The following is a 17,728-nucleotide window of genomic DNA, read 5'->3' as shown; positions in this document are numbered from 1 at the left end:
ACCCCCCCCGCCCCCGCCGTGGGCGGCGGCCGCCCTGGGTGTGCTCGCCGGGCCCCCGCCCGTGCGGGGCCCCGGGCGTCTCGCGTCGCGGCGTCGGCCTCAGGCCTCAGGCCTCAGGCCTCAGGCCTCAGGCGTGGCACCGCAGCATCGTCAGCGGCGGATTGGCGGCGAAATCGGCCCAGAAGTCCTCGCCGTACTCGCGCACGCCGGCCTCGGAGATCTCCAGGGGCACCCAGGTGATGTCCTTGAATCCGGCCGCGTGCAGCGACCGTTCGTAGGTCTCGCGGCTGGGCGGGTTCGCGACGAAGGAGATCGGCGGGTCGAGGAGCGCGGTGATCCTCACCCGCGGCCCGATCTCGGTCACCTCGCCGAGCGATTCGCACAGGAAGCCGTACTTGGCCAGGGACGGCCCGTCGAAACGGTAGTCCGGGTGCTGCACGAAGGCGAAGAACTCGGCCCCGTCCGCGAGGCTGCGGTGGATGTTGCGACACATCCGCTCGATGGTGGCGACGTCGTCGGCGTAGTTGAAGCACTGGACCGCGACGGCGAGGTCGAACCGCTGCTCGTAGACGGGCAGTTCGGCGACGTCGCCGACCTCGTACTCCACGCCCAGCGGCTCCTTGCCCTCCATGGCCCGGGCCGCGCCGACCATCTCGGAAGAGATGTCGACACCGAGGACGCGGGATGCGCCCCGGCGCTTGAACTCCCGGCTGTAGAAGCCGGTCCCGGAGGCCAGGTCCAGGACGGACCTGCCGGTCACGTCGCCCACCAGGGCGAGGAAGCCGGGCACCTCCCCGTAGCGCGTCAGCGGAAGGGTCTTGAAGCCCTCGAACGCCTCGCCGATCTCGTCGTACAGCTGACCGGTCATCATGCTCCCCGTTCGTCCACGGCATCGGCCCTCGTCCGGGCCGAAGCTCCTGCCGGGAAGTCTCGCTTCCGGCCACCGGAGCGCCGTACTGGCGGAAACCACAAATATGCTGCAGCTACAGCCGCCGTTCTCGTCGCGTTCGCGCCGCGCGGCTGGTCGCCGCTACGGGCCCCGCTCCCGCCCGGCTCGCACTCCGGTCGACCGGCTCGGGCTGCGGCGGAAGGTCGCGGCGGCGGCGGACCGGGGAGAGGTGGACCGGCAGGAAGGCCGTCGCGATCAGAGCGCCGCCCACCCACAGCGCGAGGTGGACTCCGGCCAGTTGGCCGATCGCGCCGGCGACCGCGGCGCCGATGGCGAGGGCTCCGGCGGGCAGTCCGATGAGGAGGAAGGCGGCGGTGCCCAGGGCCCCGAGCAGGCCGGCCTGGGCCGGGGTCACGTCGAGGGCGGAGACGGCGATGAGCGGGACGGCGACGTAGCTGACGCTGGTGGCGAGTTGGCTGAGCGTGGTCGCGGCGAACAAGGCGCGGAAATCCGGTACGCGCCAGGGGGATGGGGATCGCATGGTTACCTCGCCACCGCCGGTGCGGGTGCCCGGCGCAGCCGCGTCATCGCCACTCCGGTGAGGACGACGGCCATGCCCGTGAGGGTCCTCGGGCCGACGGGTTCGTCGAGGACGAGCGCGCCCAGCAGGATCGAGACGACGGGCAGCAGGTAGCCCACGGTGGCGGCGTCGGTGGCGCCTTCGCTGGCGATGATGCGGTAGGTGAGGTGGAACGTCACCCCGGTGGCGAGGACCCCGAGCACGGCCACCGCGATCAGCGGCGTCGGGCCGAGATGGGTCGGCAGCGCGCCGCCCGCGGGTAGCGTCAGCGCGGTCAGTCCGGTCGCCGCGAGCAGTTGGGCGGCGGAGAGCGAGAGGGTGGGCGTGCCCCGGCCGACCAGGTGGCGCCGCATGTAGGCGAAGGCGACGGCGTAGCTCAGCGAGGCGCCGAGGATGGCGAGCGCGCCCCAGCCCACCGCATCGCCGTGCTGCCAGGGCGCGAAGATCAACAGCGTGCCGCCGAACCCGAGCAGGAGTCCGCCCAGCCGGAGCGCGCCCGGTCGACGGTCGGTGCCGAGGGCGAGGCCGATCAGCAGCGACCACAGCGGAGTCGTCGCGTTCAGCACGCCCGCCAGGCCGGAGTCGACGGTCTGCTGGCCGAGGCTGAACAGGGTGAACGGCAGGGCGTTGCAGAAGAACGCGGCCACCACGACGTGCCGCCACGTCGCGGCCGAGCGCGGCAGCCGCAGGCGCCGGGCGAGGCACATCACCACCAGGACGAGGGCCCCCAGGGCGCAGCGGACGACCGTCACCTGAGCCGGACGCAGGCCGTCCAGGGCCAGTCGGATCCACAGGAAGGTGGATCCCCAGAGCAGCGCGAGGACTCCCACGCGTGACCAGTACAGACTTGCGGTTCTCATGGGAGGAACGCTGCCCGGGCCGATTCGACAGCACAAGCGAAAAGATCTTCATCTCCTTTAAGCTGTGCTACATGCTCGATGTGAGGCGTATGCAGGTGCTCCGGGCCGTCGTGAGCAGCGGATCGGTCACCGCCGCCGCGGCCAATCTGGGGTACACCCCCTCGGCCGTGAGCCAGCAGATCGCGGCCCTGGAGCGGGAGGCCGGGACCGCCCTGCTGGAACGGGCCGGCCGGGGCGTGCGGCCGACGGAGGCCGGACGCCTGCTGACCGAACACGCCGCCACCATCAGCCGCAACGTCGCCGAGGCGGAGACGGCCCTGGCCGAACTGCGGGCCGGACGCACCGGGCGGCTCGCCATCCGCTACTTCGCGACGGTCGGGGCCCGACTGGTGGCGCCCGCCGTCGCCCGGGTGCGCCGGGAACACCCCGGCGTGCGGATCGACCTGCGACTGAACGACCCCAAGGACCCGCTCGGCGAGGTGGCCGACGGCCGGGCCGACCTCGCCCTGGTGATCGGCGGCCCCGAGGCCCCCGTGCCGGGCGTCCGGCTGGTGCACCTGCTCGACGACGCCTACGTGGCGGTCCTTCCCGCGGACCACCCGCTGGCCGCCAAACGCGTCCTCGACCTCGCCGACCTCGCCGAGGAGCCGTGGATCGGCAGCGAGCCGCCCGGCCCCTGCCTGGAACCCGTGCTCCGGGCCTGCGCCGCCGCCGGCTTCAGCCCCGGCGTCGTGGTGGACGGCCAGGACCACGCCACCGCCCGGGGTTTCGTCGCCGCCGGCCTCGGCGTGGCCGTGATGCCGAGGCTGGGGCTCACCGGCCGCCACCCCGACGTCGTGGTCCGCCGGGTGCGCCGCCCCGAACCGGTCCGCACCGTCCACGCCGCCGTCCGCGAGACCGCCCTGTCCCACCCGGCGGTGCAGGGCCTGCTCGACGCCCTCCGGGAGGCGGCCGCCCAGCGGTGACGGCCCGGCACCCGACCGCCCCGCGTCCTCGCCGCCGCCCTCGCCACCGCCACCGCCCTTGACCAGCCGGAACACCCGATGCGCCGACCGAAATCGGATGCCGTCGGCCGGCGGCTGCCCCTAGGATCCGCACCATGGCAACACGACTCGTGCAGATCAACATGAAGGCCCACGACGACGACGCGCTCGGCCGCTTCTGGGCGGAGGCGCTCGGCTGGGGTGTCCACCACGAGGCGCCCGGCGTGACCAACCTCGAACCCGTGGGCTTCGCCTACCCCGACCCCGCGGCCGTCTGCATCGACATCATCGCCCGCCCGGAGCCCAAGACGGCGAAGAACCGGGTCCACGTCGACCTGGCCACCACCTCGGCCGCCCACCAGGCCGAGCTGGTCGCGCGCCTGAAGGACCTCGGCGCGACGCTCGCCGACGTGGGCCAGGGCGACGTCCCCTGGACCGTCATGGCCGACCCCGAGGGCAACGAGTTCTGCGTCCTGGAGCCCCGCGAGGTCTACCGGGACACCGGGCCGATCGCCGCGGTGGTGGTCGACTGCGCCGACCCGCGTGAGATGGCGCGGTTCTGGGGCGGGGCAACGGACTGGACGCTGCACGAGGTCGCCGACGACCACGCGACCATGCGCTCCTCCCAGGGCGTCGGCCCCTACCTGGAGTTCATCCGCACCCCCGACACCAAGAGCGGGTGGAACCGCGTCCACCTCGACGTCAGCCCCTACCGCGGTGACGACGTGGCGGCGGAGGAAGCCCGGCTGCGCGCCCTGGGCGCCACCGACCCCGGCATCGACCAGTCCGTCATCTCCTGGAGGATCCTGACCGACCCGGAAGGCAACGAGTTCTGCCTCCTCAGCCCCCGTTGACCCTGAGGGGGACGTGAACGGGGGCGAGCGCCGCATCGCGGCGAGGACCGCTCGGCCGGTGCGGCCGCGGGCGTGACGATCCGGTGACACGGAATGCTCCATTCCGTCGACTCTCCGGACTAACTTCGATCGTGTACGCCGCCCGCGGTCACCGTTCGGACCGGGTCGGGCAACGGGCGTGCTCCCACCCGTACTTCGCGCAGGAGAAACCGCATGTCCTTCCTGACGATCCGTCGCGCCCCCGCCGTCCGCACGCTGGCCGGCACCGTCCTGTCCGCCGCCCTGCTGGTCCCCGCCGCGACGGCCTGCAGCAGCACGTCCACCGTGCAGGGCGGCGCGACGCCCAGCGCCACGCCCAGCGCCACCGTCGCCACCACGCCCACGGCTTCCACTTCCGCCTCTGCGGCTGCCCCGGCCTCCACGCCGGCCTCCGCTTCGACCGGCTCGCCGGCGGCACCGCCCGGCGCCAAGCACACGACCCCGCCCGCCGCCCCGGGCAAGGGGACCTCCCCCGCCGGCGGCCAGACCCTGCCGGACGGCAGCAAGGCCGAGATCCAGAAGCTCGGCGAGCTGCACTACGTCGCCAAGATCGTCCACGACGGCCAGGTCTACGGCACCCTGGAGGCGAACGGACACGACGCCGGGGTCGACGCCAACGACATGTTCGTCGTGCTCTCGATGGACGGCACGGTGCACGCCTGGATGGGCGGCTCGCACAAGGGCCCGGGCACCTTCAAGCTCGCCGGCGGCTGGACGGCCAAGGTCACCAAGCTCGGCGAGCTCCACTACCGCGCGGACATCCTCGGCCTGGACGGCGCGGTGAACGGCACGTTCGAGGCCGACCAGCACGACGCCGGGCTCGACGCCAACGGCGTGTACATCGTGCTCGGCATCGGCGGGGAGATCAGCGCCCACGAGTGACAGCACGAGTGGCAGCACGGGTGACATCGGGAAGACACCGGCGCCCGCGCAGAGGGGCCAGCGCGCAGGCTGCTGTCGCCGGAAGCCGAGCACCCGGCCCCCGGCCCCCGGCCGCCCACAAGGCCCGGTCTCAGTCCGCCGGTTCGGGTTCCCTGGCCTCGACCCTGGCACTCGTGGTGACGAAGTACGAGTCCTGGTCCTCCAGGTTCGCCGCGGTCTGCTCGCCGATGTACAGGTCGAGGTGTTTGGCGTCGTCGCAGCCGATGCTGCAGAGGTCGTCGACGCGCCAGTCCGCGGACTTCACCCGGGCACAGGTGTCCGGGGCGAGTCCCCGGCCGCAGTCGACGACGTGGATCCGGGTGCCCGGTGACAGCTGGTTGGCGGCGACGGACTGCCAGGGCACCAGCGGGTTCTCGTGCGAGCCGACGGGTGGCCGGTCGGTCGCGAAGTAGCAGTGCCGGGTGAAGTCCCAGCCTAGGTAGTCCCCGCGGGCGGTCCTGCCGAAGCCCTCCAGGCCGACCCGGTCGAGGTAGTCGGCGGGGTAGCCGTCCGGCAGGCTCTGGCCGGCGCAGACCTGGTCGCGGATGCTGCGCCGGGGGCCGTGGTAGTAGACCTCGCTGGGCGTGAAGTAGACCGTGAGGGTGTATCCGTCCTGGGTGGGCTGGTTGACCCGCGGGAGGTCGATGGTGTTCAGCCTGTGGTCGAGTTCCAGGCCGGCGGCGGCCACGGCCGCGACGACCAGCAGGCCGCAGACCAGGCGCACCGCCCTTCTGCCGCGCCCGCCGCGCGGGCGGCGCGCGGGTGGTCGCGGCGTGGTGACGTCCTGGACTGCGGTCATGGTGAGGTCCATTCGTAGGGGCCGGGGTGACGGCTTCCGACGGCCGGCCACCCGCGCGGTGCGGACCGACGTGGTGCCGACGCCCGGTACGCCGTCACGATGGCACGGGCCTTCGGGCCGGCGAGCACCGAATCGAACCGTGCCGCACGGAAGTTGCCCCGTTCGACGTACCTCCGTCCACCTGTGGTGCTTCGGCTCGTCCCTTCGGGGGAACACCCGCGTGCCCCCGACGGAAGCCGTTCAAGATCTCTAGCATGCGGTGGCGTGACCGATGCGCTCCTGAGCCCGCCGCCCGGCGAGGCCTCCCCTCCCGTGTTCGACGACCCCCGCGGCCACCGCCGTACGGCCGTGATCGCCGTCGGCGTCCTGGTGTCCCTCGGCTGCCTGGGCCTGCTCGCAGTGGCCGGCGGAGTCCTGTACGCCGATCCCCGCGCTCCTGCGGCGAACGCCCCCGGGGCCGGTCCCACGGGTGCCCCGCGGTGAGGGCGGTCACGCCCCGCGGGCACTGGTGGGTCCTGGCGGGTGTCCTGGCGGTGTTCCTGCTGGCGCTGTTCCTGACGACCTCGGTGCTCCGGGGCGTCGGCGCGGCGGGCACCACCCAGAGCCGGGGACCGGACGACCGCGTGCCGGGGTCCGTGTCGGGCGGCGGGCCGGTGGTCGACGTGCGCAGCGGTGCGCCGGTCAGCTCGGGCGTGCTCCCGGGGACGGTGGCGCTGACCTTCGACGACGGGCCGGACCCGACCTGGACGCCGCAGGTCCTGCGGCTGCTGGCCGCCAAGCAGGTGCCTGCGACGTTCTTCGTGATCGGCGAGCACGTGGCCGAACACCCCGAACTGGTCCGCGCGGAGACGGCCGCGGGACACGAAGTGGGCCTGCACACCTTCACCCACGCCGACCTGTCGACCGCGCCGGTCTGGCAGGTCCAAGTGGAGCTCGCCGCGAGCCGCGCCGTCCTGGCCGGGGCCGTCGGCCGGAGCACCACGCTGCTGCGACCGCCGTACTCCTCGATGCCGGACGCCGTCGACAACCGGGACTGGCGAGCGGTGCAACGCACCGCCGCCCTCGGCTACCTGACGGTCCTGTCCACGCAGGACAGCCTCGACTGGGAGGCCACCGACGCCGACGACGTCGTACGCCGGGCCGTGCCGCCCGAAGGGCAAGGGGCGGTCGTCCTCATGCACGACGGCGGCGGTGACAGGTCCCGCACGGTCGCGGCCCTGGGACGGTACATCGACACGCTCAAGGCGCGGGGGTACCGCTTCACCACCGTCTCCCAGGCGGTCGGTCTGCCGCCCCAGGCGACCCCGGCGCCGCGGCTCGACCGCTGGTACGGCACCGCGTTGATCCTCGCGCTCCAGGCCGCCGTCGCCCTGCCCGCCGCGACGGCCTGGCTGCTGGGCGGGGCGGCGCTGCTCACCGCCGCCCGGCTGTTGCTGCTCGCCGCGGCGGCGGCCGCGCACCGGAGGCGGACCGCCGCACGCGCGCCGGTCCACCCGGCGGCGACGCCACCGGTTTCCGTGGTCGTCCCCGCGCACAACGAGGAGGCGACCATCGCCGCGTGCGTGCGCGCCCTGCTGGCGGGCGGCCGCCCCGACATCGACGTGGTCGTCGTCGACGACGGCTCGACCGACGGCACCGCGGCAGCGGCCCGGAGTGTGAACGACCCCCGCGTCCGCGTCGTGACCCAGCCCAACCGGGGCAAACCCGCGGCCCTCAACTCCGGTGTCGCGCACGCCGCGCACGACGTGATCGTGATGGTCGACGCGGACACCGTGCTCGCCCCCGGCGCGGTGGCGCGCCTGACCGCCGCCTTCGCGGACCCGCGCGTCGGCGCGGTCGCCGGCAACACCAAGGTCGCCAACCGCACCGGGCTGCTGCCGCTGTGGCAGCACCTGGAGTACGTCATGAGCTTCGGCCTGGAACGCCGGCTGTTCGACCTCTTCGGCGCCGGTCCCACCGTGCCGGGGGCCATCGGGGCGTTCCGGCGGTCGGCACTGGACGCCTGCGGCGGCATCAGCGCCGACACCATCGCCGAGGACACCGACATCGCCATGGCCCTGTGCCGGGCGGGGTGGCGCGTCGTCCACCGCAGCGACGCCCACGCCTACACGCACGTGCCCACGACCGTACGGGAGTTGTGGCACCAGCGGTACCGCTGGGCCTACGGCACCCTGCAGTCCGTCTGGAAGCACCGGCGCGCCGTCGGGGAACCCGGTGTGGCCGGCCGCCTGGGCCGCCGCACGCTCCCCTACCTGGTGCTCTTCCAGCTCGCGCTCCCGCTCACCGCCCCGTTCCTGGACGCCGCCGCGCTCTACGGGCTGGCCCTGGGCACGAGCCCCGCGCCGGTATCCACCTGGGTGGCCTTCTGCCTCGCCCAACTCGCCCTCGCGGCCTACGCCCTCCGCCAGGACCGGGAGAGCCTGCGCCACCTGTGGCTCGTGCCCCTCCAGCAGACCCTCTACCGCACCGCCCTGTGCCTGGTCACCATCCACGCCCTGGTCAGCGCGGCACTCGGCGCCGGCCCGCAGTGGCAGAAGAACCACCCGAGGGCGCAGACGGAAGCGCGGGCGGTCCCGGCACCGGTGTAGCCCGCCGGAGCGCCCTCACACCCGGAGGTACCTGCACCGGGGTCAGCAACACGCGAACCTCCAACCGGAGCGCCCTCACACCCGGAGGTACCAGCCGCGGGACGAGAGCAGCCGCGCGAGCGGCACGTAGAACAGCAGCAGCCACAGCACCGCCCACACGACGCTCGCCAGCGGTGCGGGCATCCACGGGGCGAGGCCGGCTTCGGGGAGGACGCTCCACACCGTCCCCTCCTCGCCGTGGTACCGGAGTGGGAGGTAGTCCAGTGTGTCCGTGACGAGTTCGGAAAGGACGTAGAAGAACAGCGGATTGCGGCCGAGGGCCACCAATGTGTCGCCCACGGGCGCGAGTCCGCGACGGACGGCGGCGGTGCTCCGCGCGGCCGACGCGGCCGACGCGGCCGACGCGGCCGGCGCGGCCGACGCGGCCGGCGCGGCCGACGTGTGCGGGCTGTCCGGCGAGGGCCACAGCCCGCCGTCGAACGCCAACAGCACCAGGCCGAAGCCGGCGGTCATGATGCCGATGGTCACGAGGGCGTACGACGGGGTCCACAACTGCTTGCCGATCGGGATGACCGGACCCAGTGCGAGGCCGGCCCCGACGCACGCCACCCCGACGACGGTCAGCAGGGACACCCGCCCGCGCACGCCACCGACCGTGTCGTAGCGCCGCTTGTTCCGGACGATGTCCATGCCGACGACCAGGCCCGCCCAGCAGTTGACCACGGCCACCAGCGTCGACACGAGGCCCTCCGGGTCGAACCTGCCGCCGTCGAAGTTGTGCTCGACGCCCCACAGACCCGTGTCGACGTAGGCCTCCAGCGAACAGTCCGGCGTCAGTGCGCGGACGTCGGCGCATCCGGACCAAGGGTTGTGGAAGGTGTACGTCGCCACGATCCAGACGGCGACGCACACGACGGGGAACCCGCCCAACAGGAACCCGCGGGCCAGGACCCGCACCACGGGGCGGTGCGCACCCCCGATGACCTCCGGGCCGGCGGCGGGCCGCACCGACCAGGCGCACGTGACGTACAGCAGCGACACCGCGAGGTACACGACGGCCAGTCGCTGCAGCACACCGACGAACCGCAGGTGCTCCAGCACCTCCCGCAGGAACGGAAACGCGTTGAGGAACATGCCGATCGCGTACAGCAGGACGGTTCGGCGAACGATGCGCGGCAGGAACCGCCGTCCACCCGGCCCCCTCGGGTCCGAGGGGCGGAGCAGGGCCGACATGGACACCGGCACCGCCATGCCCAGGATGAACAGGAACCCGGGAGCGACCAGGTCGGCGACCGTCAACCCGAAGCCCTTCGCGTGCAGCAGGGCGGGAGCCGCGATCTCCGCCACCTGGCTGCCGATGAGGATGCGCAGCACGACGAGGGTGCCGCGAAACGCGTCCAGCGCCTTGAGGCGGCGGCGGACGGGTCCGGCGGTCGGGCCCTCCGCGACCGGCACTCCTGGAACGGTCATGCTCGGGGCCGGTTCCATCTCCCGCCAACTCCCGATTCGCTCGACGGCCGCAGGCATCAACTCTGCTACGGCAACGAGCCCGCGGGTGGGAGGGACACGGCGAGGCCGCCCTGCCACACGGGGCGGGGCGGCCTCTCCCTACATCATCATCGGTCCCTCGGCGGGACGTGTCACCAGCTGAAGTAGCCGTGCGACATCCAACCGGTGACGCCGCTGTCGACGTCGTAGACCAGGTCCCACTGGCCGTCACCGGACACGTCGCGGTGCGCCAGGCGCTGGCCGGTGTAGCAGAGGCCGAGGATCGCGCCCGAGGTGCTCGGGTCGGAGCGGAGGCGGACACCGTCCCCGGTGCAGTGGCCGTAGACGTCGTCGGCGTAGGCAGGCGTGGCCAGCGTAGCGCCGCCGATGGCGACCGCGACCGCGAGGCCGACCGCTGCCATGGTGCGCTTCCCCCGTGCTGCGAAAGACACAGTTTCTCCTCAATGAACCGTGTAACGCCAAGTCAGATGATCTTGGCGCCAGAGAACATAACATGTTCATGATCTTCAAAGGGCGGCGAGAAGGCTCTGATTGACGGATCATCACACTCCTTCACACCCCCTCCCCACCAAGGCGGTAGACGGTGATGCCGCCGCCGCTGCGGACCGGGGCGTACCCGGCGGAGGCGAGCGCGCGAACGGCTTCGGCCTCCTGCCGCGCGGGGAAGAGTCCGTCCTGCGGCCGGTCGTACGCGGCGACCCACTCGGGCCTCACACCGGGCCCGCCGAGGTAGCGGGGGAAGAGGTAGACCTCGGCGCGGGCGGTCAGTTGGGGGGCGAGCCCGTTCGCGGCGGCGACCCGGGCGCCGTCCGGGATCCGGCGCAGGACGTCCCGGACGGTGTCGGCCGTCGCGTCGGACTGCCAGGTGGCCGGCCGGCCGAGTGCACCGAGGGGCTGGGTGGGCAGGGTGGCCGCGGTGACCGCGAGTGCGGCGCCGACCAGGCTCACCTCACCCGCACGCTCCGCCGCCACCTCGGCCACACCCCGACCGCCCCGCGCCGTCTGCTGGCACCGGCGGAGGCGAGCCGGGTCGGGTGACGGCCCGGCAACCGGCCGGCCGCGCGGCCGGAGCGTGCACTCACCGCCCGTGCTCGGTCGAGGGGACGCCTCGGGAGAGCGGGAAGCCCATCCGGTTCACCACCGGCGTCATCGGCCCGCACACCACCTGCACGTAGCAGGTCGCCGACCGGGCCGGTTCGCCCCCGTTCCACGGCGCGTTGGGGGCCGGCGGCGGCGCGCGTTCGGTGCGGCGCGCCCCGGGCGTGCGGTGGCGGGGCGTCGGCGCGGCCCCGGCCGTCACCGCCCCGCCACGCGCGTGCGGCACCCCACGCACGCGTGGACGCCGCGGGCGCCGTAGCGGTGGATCGGCGACCCGCACCCGGCGCACGGACCGACCTGCCACGCCTCGCAGCCGTGCGCGACGGCGGCGGCTTCGCGCTGGGGCTCGGTCACGACGAGCCTGCGCTCCTGGCGGGGCACTCTGAACAGTCTCTCGGGTACCTCGTCGAGCGTGTGCAGGCCGGCGCCCGCGGAGTTCCCGTGCCGGGGGCGGGGGTCGTCGAAGGTGAAGGTCTCCTCCCCGTAGCGGCAGGTCGGGTCGAGCTCCTGGCGGGTGTAGGTGATCCCGGCGTCGGGGGCCGGCTGATCGAGGGCGCCTTCCTCCTCGGCATCCGGACCGAAGGCCTCGTGCCACCGGTCCCGGTCGGCCGCGGGCACCCACATCCGTGAGACGGAACGCGGGTCGCTCTGGCTCGGCACCCGCATCGGCACGAACTCGCCGTCGGCGCTGGCCACGACGAGCTCGTCGACCTCGGTGGGCGGCTTGGCCGGCAGGCACAGCGCCGGCAGGTACCACCCGGTGTGGAACCGGTTGCAGAAGCTCCCGTTGACCGGGCAGGGCCGCTCGCTGCTCGGCAGGCACTTCCACTGCTGCAGGTGCCGCACCCCCGCGCGGACCACCATCGCGAGCGAGGAGGCGATCTCCCGCCAGCCGAAGTTGTCGACCCGGGCCCACGGTGCCCGCTCGACGGCGGCGGACCGATCGGTGTCGGTCACCCACAGCGGGACGATCCCGTGCTCCGCGGCCCTGCGGGAGCGCCGGCGCACCGTCTCGGCGCTGATGGGCGCGTACTGGGCCTCCCAGCCGATCCGCAGGCCCGACTCGCCGGTGACGAGGACGTCGGTGCGGATCCGGCCGTCGGCCGCCCGCGCCTCGACCTCCGCGCGCAGGCCGTGACGCTCCGCCGCGCGCGCGATGCGTTCCTTCATCGCGTCCTGCTTCGCGCTCTCCTCGGCGGTGGGAATGTGACGCACCGGAAGGTGGGCGGCCACCCACACAGTACGGCCGCCGACGGTTCTCCGGCGGATCGTCATCCAGGGAGCACGATCGTCCTCCTCGGCCTGGCAATAGCCGTCGCGGTGGTGCTCAAGGCACTCCAGCAACTCGCGCTCGCGCCGGTCGATCGGAGCGGTGATCTCCGCCAGCAGGCCGGGCCGGTCGGGATGTCCGAAGTCGGGCAGGGTCAGGTTGATCTCGATGCCGTACGCGGTGTGGAAAACGCCGTTCGCCATATCCGGAGAGTAGAAAGGGCGACCGGAAATTTGAATACCGCCGCGAATGTTTAAATCGGCGGAACAATCCCGCGAAATGCGCCGGGGCCGGCCGCGGTCACTCGTCGAGTGCTGGGCCGGCGGCACGGTCGAGCCGGAGATCCGCGACGTTGTTCGTCTCCGGCGTCCACGCCGCGTACAGATCCCCCTCCTTCACCCACGCCGTACCGTCGTTGAACACCACCCCGATCCAGTTCCCCGACAAACGCAGCCGCTTCACACCGTTCGTCTCATCCACCCAACCCCCCGCCAGACCACCGTCCTTCACCACCGCATGCCCATCCGTGGTCAGGACGCCGAGCCAACTCGAAGTGATGACAACTCCGCCGACCTTCCGGCGCGCGGGCCCGGACACTGCCAGGATCGGCGCACCGACCATGACAGCTCCTGCCCCGCATCACAGCCCACCGGCCCGAAGGAGCCCCGCCTTGAGCCTGCCCGCCGATGTCCCCGACGCCCCCGGCGCCGCCGTCCGCCTGCACGCCTGGTCGATCCCGGAGCGGGAGTACGCGCGCCAGGAGGAGCGCCGCGGCAGCCGGCACGCCTACACCCGGCTCGATCCGGTCCGCACCGCCCTGGTGGTGATCGACATGGTGCCGTTCTTCGACGGGCCGTACGCCCGCGGCGTCGTCCCGCAGATCCAGGCCCTGGCGGACGCCCTGCGGCGAGCCGGCGGCCTCGTGGCCTGGGTGCTGCCGGGGGCGGGTGGGCCGACGGCGGCCCGCGAGGAGTTCTACGGGCCCCGGGTCGCCGAGCTCTACCGGACCTCCAGGGGCAGCGGCCCGCTCGCCGGGCGCCTGCGGCCCGAGTTCACGGTGGACGAGGAACGCGACCTGATCGTCGAGAAGGACGCGATCAGCGCCTTCTTCCCCGGCTTCTGCCCGCTGCCCGGTCTGCTGGCCGAGCGGGGCATCGACACCGTGTTGGTGTGCGGGGTCGTGACCGACGTGTGCGTGGCCGGGTCGGCGCGCGACGCGTTCACCCTCGGCCTGCGCGTGGTCGTGGTGGCCGACGGAACGGCGACCGGCAGCGATGAGGTCCACAACGCCACCTTGCTGACCCTGTACCGGTCCTTCGCCGACGTGCGCCCCACCGCCGAGGTCCTCGACCTGATCGGGGCGGGGCACCCTGGACCTTCCGCCGTCGCCGCACCGGAGGCCGGCATGACGCCGTGAAGCGGGTCGGGTTCGACGACCCGGGCGTACGCACAGCGGCCCCGGGCCGGGCCGTGCTACATCTGCCGCCGGCCGGCCGGGGACCCGGAGTTCCGGCACGGGGCCGTCCACCGCACCCACCGGCTGCGCACCGCCCCGGTCGTCACCCGCCCGGGTGACAACGGTGGTGCGCCCGGAGGTTGACCGCCGATCATCGGCTCGGTCGCGGCCCCGGCACCGGGCCATCACACGGCGCCACGCGCTGCGGCGGCAGGAACGTCGGGCCGCTTGATGCCGCACCGGCCGCCAACACCCCCCGCGCCGCCACCAGGTTCGCCGCGGCTCGGCGCAGGTGCCAGGCGGACAGGGGGACGGACGCGGCGCACACCGGCCGGTCCCACCGCGCGGCCGCTTCCGCCGCGGCCGCCGCCACGCCGAGCAGCGCTCCTGCCTCGGTCATCGACCGGCTGACCTGCGAACTGCGGGCCTCCGCCGCAGTCCGGCGCAGCAGGATCGCGATGTCCTGCGCGTCGGGGATCCCCTCGGCCCAGTCGTATCCCCAAAGGGACAACTCGCGTGCGCAGCGGACGATGTGCCGTGCGTGGCGGTCGGGCCAGGTGGTGGGTGGGGGCGGCGTGGGCAGGTCGTCGTCGTTCGGCACTCCTGCATGATCGACCGCAGACGGCCGGCGGGGGAGGGGAACCGCGGATTCTGTTGACGACCCGTTGCACGGCTGCCGGTGCGGAGCGCTACAGTGCGCCCTGTCGTGTGCCCCGTGCGGCCGTCGGGCGGGCGTCGGGCGGGCGTCGGGCGGGCGTCGATCCCCTGATCAGGCAGGCTGACCAGCGCAGTCGTCGGTGCGCGCGAGGGCGGGGACGTAAGATCATCTCCGTTCGCGGGCCCCCGAGCGGTCGAGAACGAGCTTCCCGGGAAAGGGGACCCACCGATGGAAACCGGTACCAAGACCGAGGCCGAGGCCACGACCGAGACCCAGGCCACCGAGACCGAGGCCACGACCGAGAACAGCAGCGGCCCCGACAAGATGACCCGCGTCCTGCTGGTCATATGCGGCGTCGTCCTGCTGGCCACCGTCACCACGGCCGGTCTCTGGGCGACGGGCGTCCTCAAGCCGCACCGGACGCAGGCGGTCTGCAGCGGGCCCGGGCCCGCCGGCCCGCCCGAGTACGCGGCCCTGTGCGCCGCCCTCAACCGCCCCGACCTGCCGGCCCTGCTCGGCACCCCGAACGACCACGTGTCGAACGCCGCGCCCGGACTCTCGGACGGACTCGCGATCGCGGAGGTGCGCCTGGAGCACTACGTCGTCGCCGTCAGCGACGCCCCGTGGGCCGTCTCGTCCCTGGGCGACAGTCCGAACACCGAGCGCGTCACCGTCCTCGGGCACCCCGCGGTGGCCTCCTCCGGCCACGCGCTCGCGCTCTTCGGCGGCAAGGACAAGCAAGGCCCCCTCACCCGGAACCTGACCGTCGCGACGAACCCCAAGGACTCCACCGGCAAGGCCTACCAGTTCTCCCTCTTCCGGCAGGACGGCGGCACCCCCGACGACGCCGACCTGCGCCGGGTCGCCGAGACGGTCCTGCCGACCCTCCCGGACTGGGTCCCCGCGCAGTAGCGTCGCCCGGGGCACCGACGGAGAACGTCGCCACACAGGCACGGCACCGTCCGACGCGGGCTCGCACAAGCGCGTCAGCGCGGCGTGGTCCTCGCCCCCCGGGTCGCCCGGCAGAACGCGGGTGTGAGGGCCGCCCCGCTGCCCCGCGCCGCCGACACCCGCCGCGGGGTGCGCACGGCTGTCGGCGGCGGACGGCCGGTCAGCAGTGCGAGGGCGGCCCGGGCCGTGAACTCACAGGTTCTTCTCCAGTGCCGCCAGGTAGTTGCGCATCAGGTGGTCGCGCACGCCCTCGCCCGTAGGCTCGAAGGCCGCGGATGTCAGGCCCCTGGCACGGTTGGCGATGCCCGAAAGGAGGCTGCTGGCGCCCTCGTGAATGGTGCCGGTGGAATCGATGAAGCGCAGGGCGTCGGTGTGGGTGAAGGCCGGCTCGGGCGGGAGCTGGGGGACGATGTCGTTGTTGTTGACGAAGCGGTAACTGCGGCCCTTGAGCGCCTTGTTGTACGCCGCGGAGAGCATGCGGTCGCACGTGCGGGGCTGGCCGAAGGTGACCACGCCGTCGGCGGTCAGCCGCGGGTCCTCCAGGGTGAGGCGGGCGGCGGCGAGCATCGCCAGGGCGCCGCCGAGGCTGTGACCGGTGAACCAGATGCTCTGGTCGTCGGTGCGCAGCTCGCCGATGGCCTTGCGGACGTCGGGGAAGACCGATTCGAGGGCCTCGGCGAAGCCGAAGTGGACGTAGCCGGTGCCGCCGGGCCCGGGCCAGGGTGGGGTGCTGGAGTCGGTGAGCCAGTCGCGGATCTCCTTGGGTTCGGTGCCGCGGAAGGCGATGACGATCATCCGGTCGCTCGCCATGGTGTACGCCTGGGTGTCCTGCAGCGGGAACGGCGGAGTGAACCGGGTCTCGTGGTGGCGCACCGTGTCGAAGCCCCAGTCCCGGGCCTGCCGGTCGATGGCGGTGTCGTCCTGGTAGGCGAGGGCCGCGGCTCTGGCCAGGCAGTAGGCGTGGGCGAGGCTGTAACCGGTCGCGGTCCGGTCGAAAGTGGTGGGTGCGGCCACGGTGGGAGCTTCCTCTCTCCGGTGGGACAGTGCCCCTCGTTCGTAGCGGAAGCGTCGGCCGCCGCCGCGGCGGCAGCGCCCTGGAGTCACCCGGACAGGCTCGAAGCCCACAACGGACGGGCATGCCACTTGCCGGAACACCCGCCTGCAGCGGCATCACACCGGGACGGCCTCGACCACGGACAGCACCGTCGGGGTGGAGAGGATCCGGGACAGGCGCAGGCCGGACCGGTCGAAGAGCTCCGCGAAGTCCGCCTCGGTGCGCTCGCGGCCCGTGAGGGAGATCATCATCATCAGGTCCAGGCTCTTCGCCTGGTGGGGCGCGTTGCCCCGGGGGACGACGGCGTCCAGGACGAGGAGCCGGCCGCCGGGGCGCAGCGCCCGGCGGCAGTGGCCGAGCAGGGTGACGCACTCGTCGTCGTCCCAGTCGTGGGTGATCCGCTTGAGGAGGAGGACGTCGCCGGTGGGCACGGCGCTGAAGAAGTCGCCCTCCGCCGTGGTCCAGCGGCCCGTGATCTCCTTGTCGCCGTCCAGCCGGTTTCCGGCCAGGACGTGCGCCCGGTCGTAGAGGACGCCCTCCAGGCCGGGGTTGCGGCGCAGCACCTCCAGCAGCAGGCCGCCGTGGCCGCCGCCGACGTCCACCACCGTTCCGCTGTCCGGGAGTTCGCAGGCGGCCGCGATGGCGGCGTTCTCCGGGTCGGACATCGCCGCCATGCCGACGTGGAAGACGGCGGCGGTCTCCGCGTCCCCGGCGAAGTGGTCGAAGAACGGCTTGCCGAAGACCGCGTCGAAGGCCGTGGTGCCCTCGGTGAGGCAGTGCACCATCCGCTCCGCGGGCAGCCAGAAGGTGCGGTCGGTGAGCATCCGCACCGCGCTGCGCGCGGAGTACGGGACGTCGCTGCGCAGCGCCTGCCCGGTTTCGGTCAGCGTGAAGCGGCCGTGCTCGTCCTCGGCGACGACGTCCCGGGTGGCGAGCAGGCGCAGCACCCGGTACAGGTTGCGGGCGTCGGTGCCGGTGGCGGCGGCGAGTTCGGCGGCGGTGGCCGGGCCGTCCGCGAGGGCGTCGGCCACCCCGGTCTCGGCGGCGGCGCGCAGGGCGGCGGGGAAGACGAAGCCGAGGGCCTCGTCGATCAGGAAGGCGGCCGAGCGGCGCAGGCTCTCCTCCGCCGCCGTCGGTGCCCCGTCCTCGGTCGTCCGGTCCTCGTCGTGCGGCATGCGTCCTCCGTCAGGTGGGCCTCCGGTGCGTGCGCCAGGATACT

At 73.4% G+C, this 17,728-nt stretch carries 19 protein-coding genes; 7 read left to right on the top strand and 12 right to left on the bottom strand.

The features are described from left to right. Positions 1–127: 127 nt before the first annotated feature. The 3 genes from ACFV4G_RS22660 to ACFV4G_RS22650 form a co-directional block, all read right to left on the bottom strand. Entirely contained in the window at positions 128–868 is a 741-nt protein-coding gene (locus tag ACFV4G_RS22660) for a class I SAM-dependent methyltransferase (protein WP_380443156.1), read from the bottom strand. A 115-nt stretch (positions 869–983) separates the two neighbouring features. Next, on the bottom strand, positions 984–1,388 hold the full coding sequence (locus ACFV4G_RS22655; protein WP_380443150.1) for a hypothetical protein: 405 nt from the start codon (positions 1,386–1,388) through the stop codon (positions 984–986). Positions 1,389–1,432: 44 nt separating this feature from the next. Continuing rightward, positions 1,433–2,329, bottom strand: a complete 897-nt coding sequence (locus ACFV4G_RS22650; protein WP_380443148.1) for a DMT family transporter — start codon at positions 2,327–2,329, stop codon at positions 1,433–1,435. A 71-nt stretch (positions 2,330–2,400) separates the two neighbouring features. On the opposite strand from ACFV4G_RS22650, the gene ACFV4G_RS22645 reads away from it, so the two are divergent. The 3 genes from ACFV4G_RS22645 (at position 2,401) to ACFV4G_RS22635 (ending at position 5,087) form a co-directional block, all read left to right on the top strand. Then, entirely contained in the window at positions 2,401–3,294 is an 894-nt protein-coding gene (locus ACFV4G_RS22645) for a LysR family transcriptional regulator (RefSeq protein WP_380443146.1), read from the top strand. Between the two features lie 134 nt (positions 3,295–3,428). Continuing rightward, entirely contained in the window at positions 3,429–4,166 is a 738-nt protein-coding gene (locus ACFV4G_RS22640) for a VOC family protein (protein ID WP_380443144.1), read from the top strand. 213 nt (positions 4,167–4,379) lie between these two features. Beyond that, on the top strand, positions 4,380–5,087 hold the full coding sequence (locus ACFV4G_RS22635; RefSeq protein WP_380443142.1) for a hypothetical protein: 708 nt from the start codon (positions 4,380–4,382) through the stop codon (positions 5,085–5,087). Positions 5,088–5,217: 130 nt separating this feature from the next. On the opposite strand, the gene ACFV4G_RS22630 is transcribed toward ACFV4G_RS22635, so the two are convergent. Then, positions 5,218–5,925 (bottom strand): hypothetical protein, encoded by a 708-nt coding sequence (locus ACFV4G_RS22630; protein ID WP_380443140.1) that lies wholly within the window; start codon positions 5,923–5,925, stop codon positions 5,218–5,220. Between the two features lie 264 nt (positions 5,926–6,189). On the opposite strand from ACFV4G_RS22630, the gene ACFV4G_RS22625 reads away from it, so the two are divergent. Continuing rightward, positions 6,190–6,408, top strand: coding sequence for a hypothetical protein (locus ACFV4G_RS22625; RefSeq protein ID WP_380443138.1), 219 nt, complete (start codon positions 6,190–6,192; stop codon positions 6,406–6,408). Continuing rightward, entirely contained in the window at positions 6,405–8,513 is a 2,109-nt protein-coding gene (locus ACFV4G_RS22620; protein WP_380443136.1) for a bifunctional polysaccharide deacetylase/glycosyltransferase family 2 protein, read from the top strand. Before ACFV4G_RS22625 ends, ACFV4G_RS22620 begins: the two co-directional genes overlap by 4 nt. A 75-nt stretch (positions 8,514–8,588) precedes the next feature. Here ACFV4G_RS22620 and ACFV4G_RS22615 read toward each other — a convergent pair whose 3' ends face one another. The 5 genes from ACFV4G_RS22615 to ACFV4G_RS22595 all read right to left on the bottom strand — a co-directional run bounded on the left by ACFV4G_RS22615 (position 8,589) and on the right by ACFV4G_RS22595 (position 13,011). Beyond that, the gene (locus ACFV4G_RS22615; protein ID WP_380443134.1) at positions 8,589–9,983 is read right to left on the bottom strand and encodes an acyltransferase family protein; all 1,395 of its coding nucleotides are present in this window, start codon (positions 9,981–9,983) and stop codon (positions 8,589–8,591) included. A gap of 170 nt (positions 9,984–10,153) precedes the next feature. After that, positions 10,154–10,423, bottom strand: coding sequence for an SH3 domain-containing protein (locus ACFV4G_RS22610; protein WP_329925605.1), 270 nt, complete (start codon positions 10,421–10,423; stop codon positions 10,154–10,156). Positions 10,424–10,574: 151 nt separating this feature from the next. Beyond that, on the bottom strand, positions 10,575–10,994 hold the full coding sequence (locus ACFV4G_RS22605) for a DUF2079 domain-containing protein (protein ID WP_380443132.1): 420 nt from the start codon (positions 10,992–10,994) through the stop codon (positions 10,575–10,577). A 324-nt stretch (positions 10,995–11,318) separates the two neighbouring features. Then, positions 11,319–12,593, bottom strand: coding sequence for a hypothetical protein (locus tag ACFV4G_RS22600; RefSeq protein ID WP_380443130.1), 1,275 nt, complete (start codon positions 12,591–12,593; stop codon positions 11,319–11,321). Positions 12,594–12,690: 97 nt separating this feature from the next. Then, positions 12,691–13,011 carry a hypothetical protein gene (locus ACFV4G_RS22595; protein ID WP_380443128.1) on the bottom strand — a complete coding sequence of 107 codons (321 nt, stop codon included), beginning with the start codon at positions 13,009–13,011 and terminating at the stop codon, positions 12,691–12,693. A 49-nt stretch (positions 13,012–13,060) separates the two neighbouring features. Here ACFV4G_RS22595 and ACFV4G_RS22590 point away from each other — a divergent pair, with 49 nt between their 5' ends. Next, positions 13,061–13,807, top strand: coding sequence for an isochorismatase family protein (locus ACFV4G_RS22590; RefSeq protein WP_380443126.1), 747 nt, complete (start codon positions 13,061–13,063; stop codon positions 13,805–13,807). Positions 13,808–13,997: 190 nt separating this feature from the next. On the opposite strand, the gene ACFV4G_RS22585 is transcribed toward ACFV4G_RS22590, so the two are convergent. After that, on the bottom strand, positions 13,998–14,447 hold the full coding sequence (locus ACFV4G_RS22585; RefSeq protein ID WP_380443124.1) for a hypothetical protein: 450 nt from the start codon (positions 14,445–14,447) through the stop codon (positions 13,998–14,000). A gap of 285 nt (positions 14,448–14,732) precedes the next feature. Here ACFV4G_RS22585 and ACFV4G_RS22580 point away from each other — a divergent pair, with 285 nt between their 5' ends. Then, positions 14,733–15,416 carry a DUF6215 domain-containing protein gene (locus tag ACFV4G_RS22580; protein WP_380443122.1) on the top strand — a complete coding sequence of 228 codons (684 nt, stop codon included), beginning with the start codon at positions 14,733–14,735 and terminating at the stop codon, positions 15,414–15,416. A 231-nt stretch (positions 15,417–15,647) separates the two neighbouring features. On the opposite strand, the gene ACFV4G_RS22575 is transcribed toward ACFV4G_RS22580, so the two are convergent. Both ACFV4G_RS22575 and ACFV4G_RS22570 read right to left on the bottom strand, forming a co-directional pair. Further along, positions 15,648–16,469, bottom strand: a complete 822-nt coding sequence (locus ACFV4G_RS22575; RefSeq protein WP_380443120.1) for a lipase family protein — start codon at positions 16,467–16,469, stop codon at positions 15,648–15,650. 156 nt (positions 16,470–16,625) lie between these two features. Next, on the bottom strand, positions 16,626–17,684 hold the full coding sequence (locus tag ACFV4G_RS22570; RefSeq protein ID WP_380443118.1) for a methyltransferase: 1,059 nt from the start codon (positions 17,682–17,684) through the stop codon (positions 16,626–16,628). Positions 17,685–17,728 lie beyond the last annotated feature (44 nt).

Origin of the sequence: Kitasatospora sp. NPDC059747 (genome assembly GCF_042732955.1) — a bacterium.
Taxonomy (GTDB): Bacteria; Actinomycetota; Actinomycetes; order Streptomycetales; family Streptomycetaceae; genus Kitasatospora.
This window is presented reverse-complemented; position numbering and strand designations above follow the sequence as displayed.

Coding starts and splice junctions, on each gene's coding strand:
- ACFV4G_RS22660 (WP_380443156.1), bottom strand. CDS start 868: ATGACCGGTCAGCTGTACGACGAGATCGGCGAGGCGTTCGAGGGCTTC.
- ACFV4G_RS22650 (WP_380443148.1), bottom strand. CDS start 2,329: ATGAGAACCGCAAGTCTGTACTGGTCACGCGTGGGAGTCCTCGCGCTG.
- ACFV4G_RS22645 (WP_380443146.1), top strand. CDS start 2,401: ATGCTCGATGTGAGGCGTATGCAGGTGCTCCGGGCCGTCGTGAGCAGC.
- ACFV4G_RS22640 (WP_380443144.1), top strand. CDS start 3,429: ATGGCAACACGACTCGTGCAGATCAACATGAAGGCCCACGACGACGAC.
- ACFV4G_RS22635 (WP_380443142.1), top strand. CDS start 4,380: ATGTCCTTCCTGACGATCCGTCGCGCCCCCGCCGTCCGCACGCTGGCC.
- ACFV4G_RS22630 (WP_380443140.1), bottom strand. CDS start 5,925: ATGACCGCAGTCCAGGACGTCACCACGCCGCGACCACCCGCGCGCCGC.
- ACFV4G_RS22615 (WP_380443134.1), bottom strand. CDS start 9,983: ATGACCGTTCCAGGAGTGCCGGTCGCGGAGGGCCCGACCGCCGGACCC.
- ACFV4G_RS22610 (WP_329925605.1), bottom strand. CDS start 10,423: ATGGCAGCGGTCGGCCTCGCGGTCGCGGTCGCCATCGGCGGCGCTACG.
- ACFV4G_RS22600 (WP_380443130.1), bottom strand. CDS start 12,593: ATGGCGAACGGCGTTTTCCACACCGCGTACGGCATCGAGATCAACCTG.
- ACFV4G_RS22595 (WP_380443128.1), bottom strand. CDS start 13,011: ATGGTCGGTGCGCCGATCCTGGCAGTGTCCGGGCCCGCGCGCCGGAAG.
- ACFV4G_RS22580 (WP_380443122.1), top strand. CDS start 14,733: ATGGAAACCGGTACCAAGACCGAGGCCGAGGCCACGACCGAGACCCAG.
- ACFV4G_RS22570 (WP_380443118.1), bottom strand. CDS start 17,684: ATGCCGCACGACGAGGACCGGACGACCGAGGACGGGGCACCGACGGCG.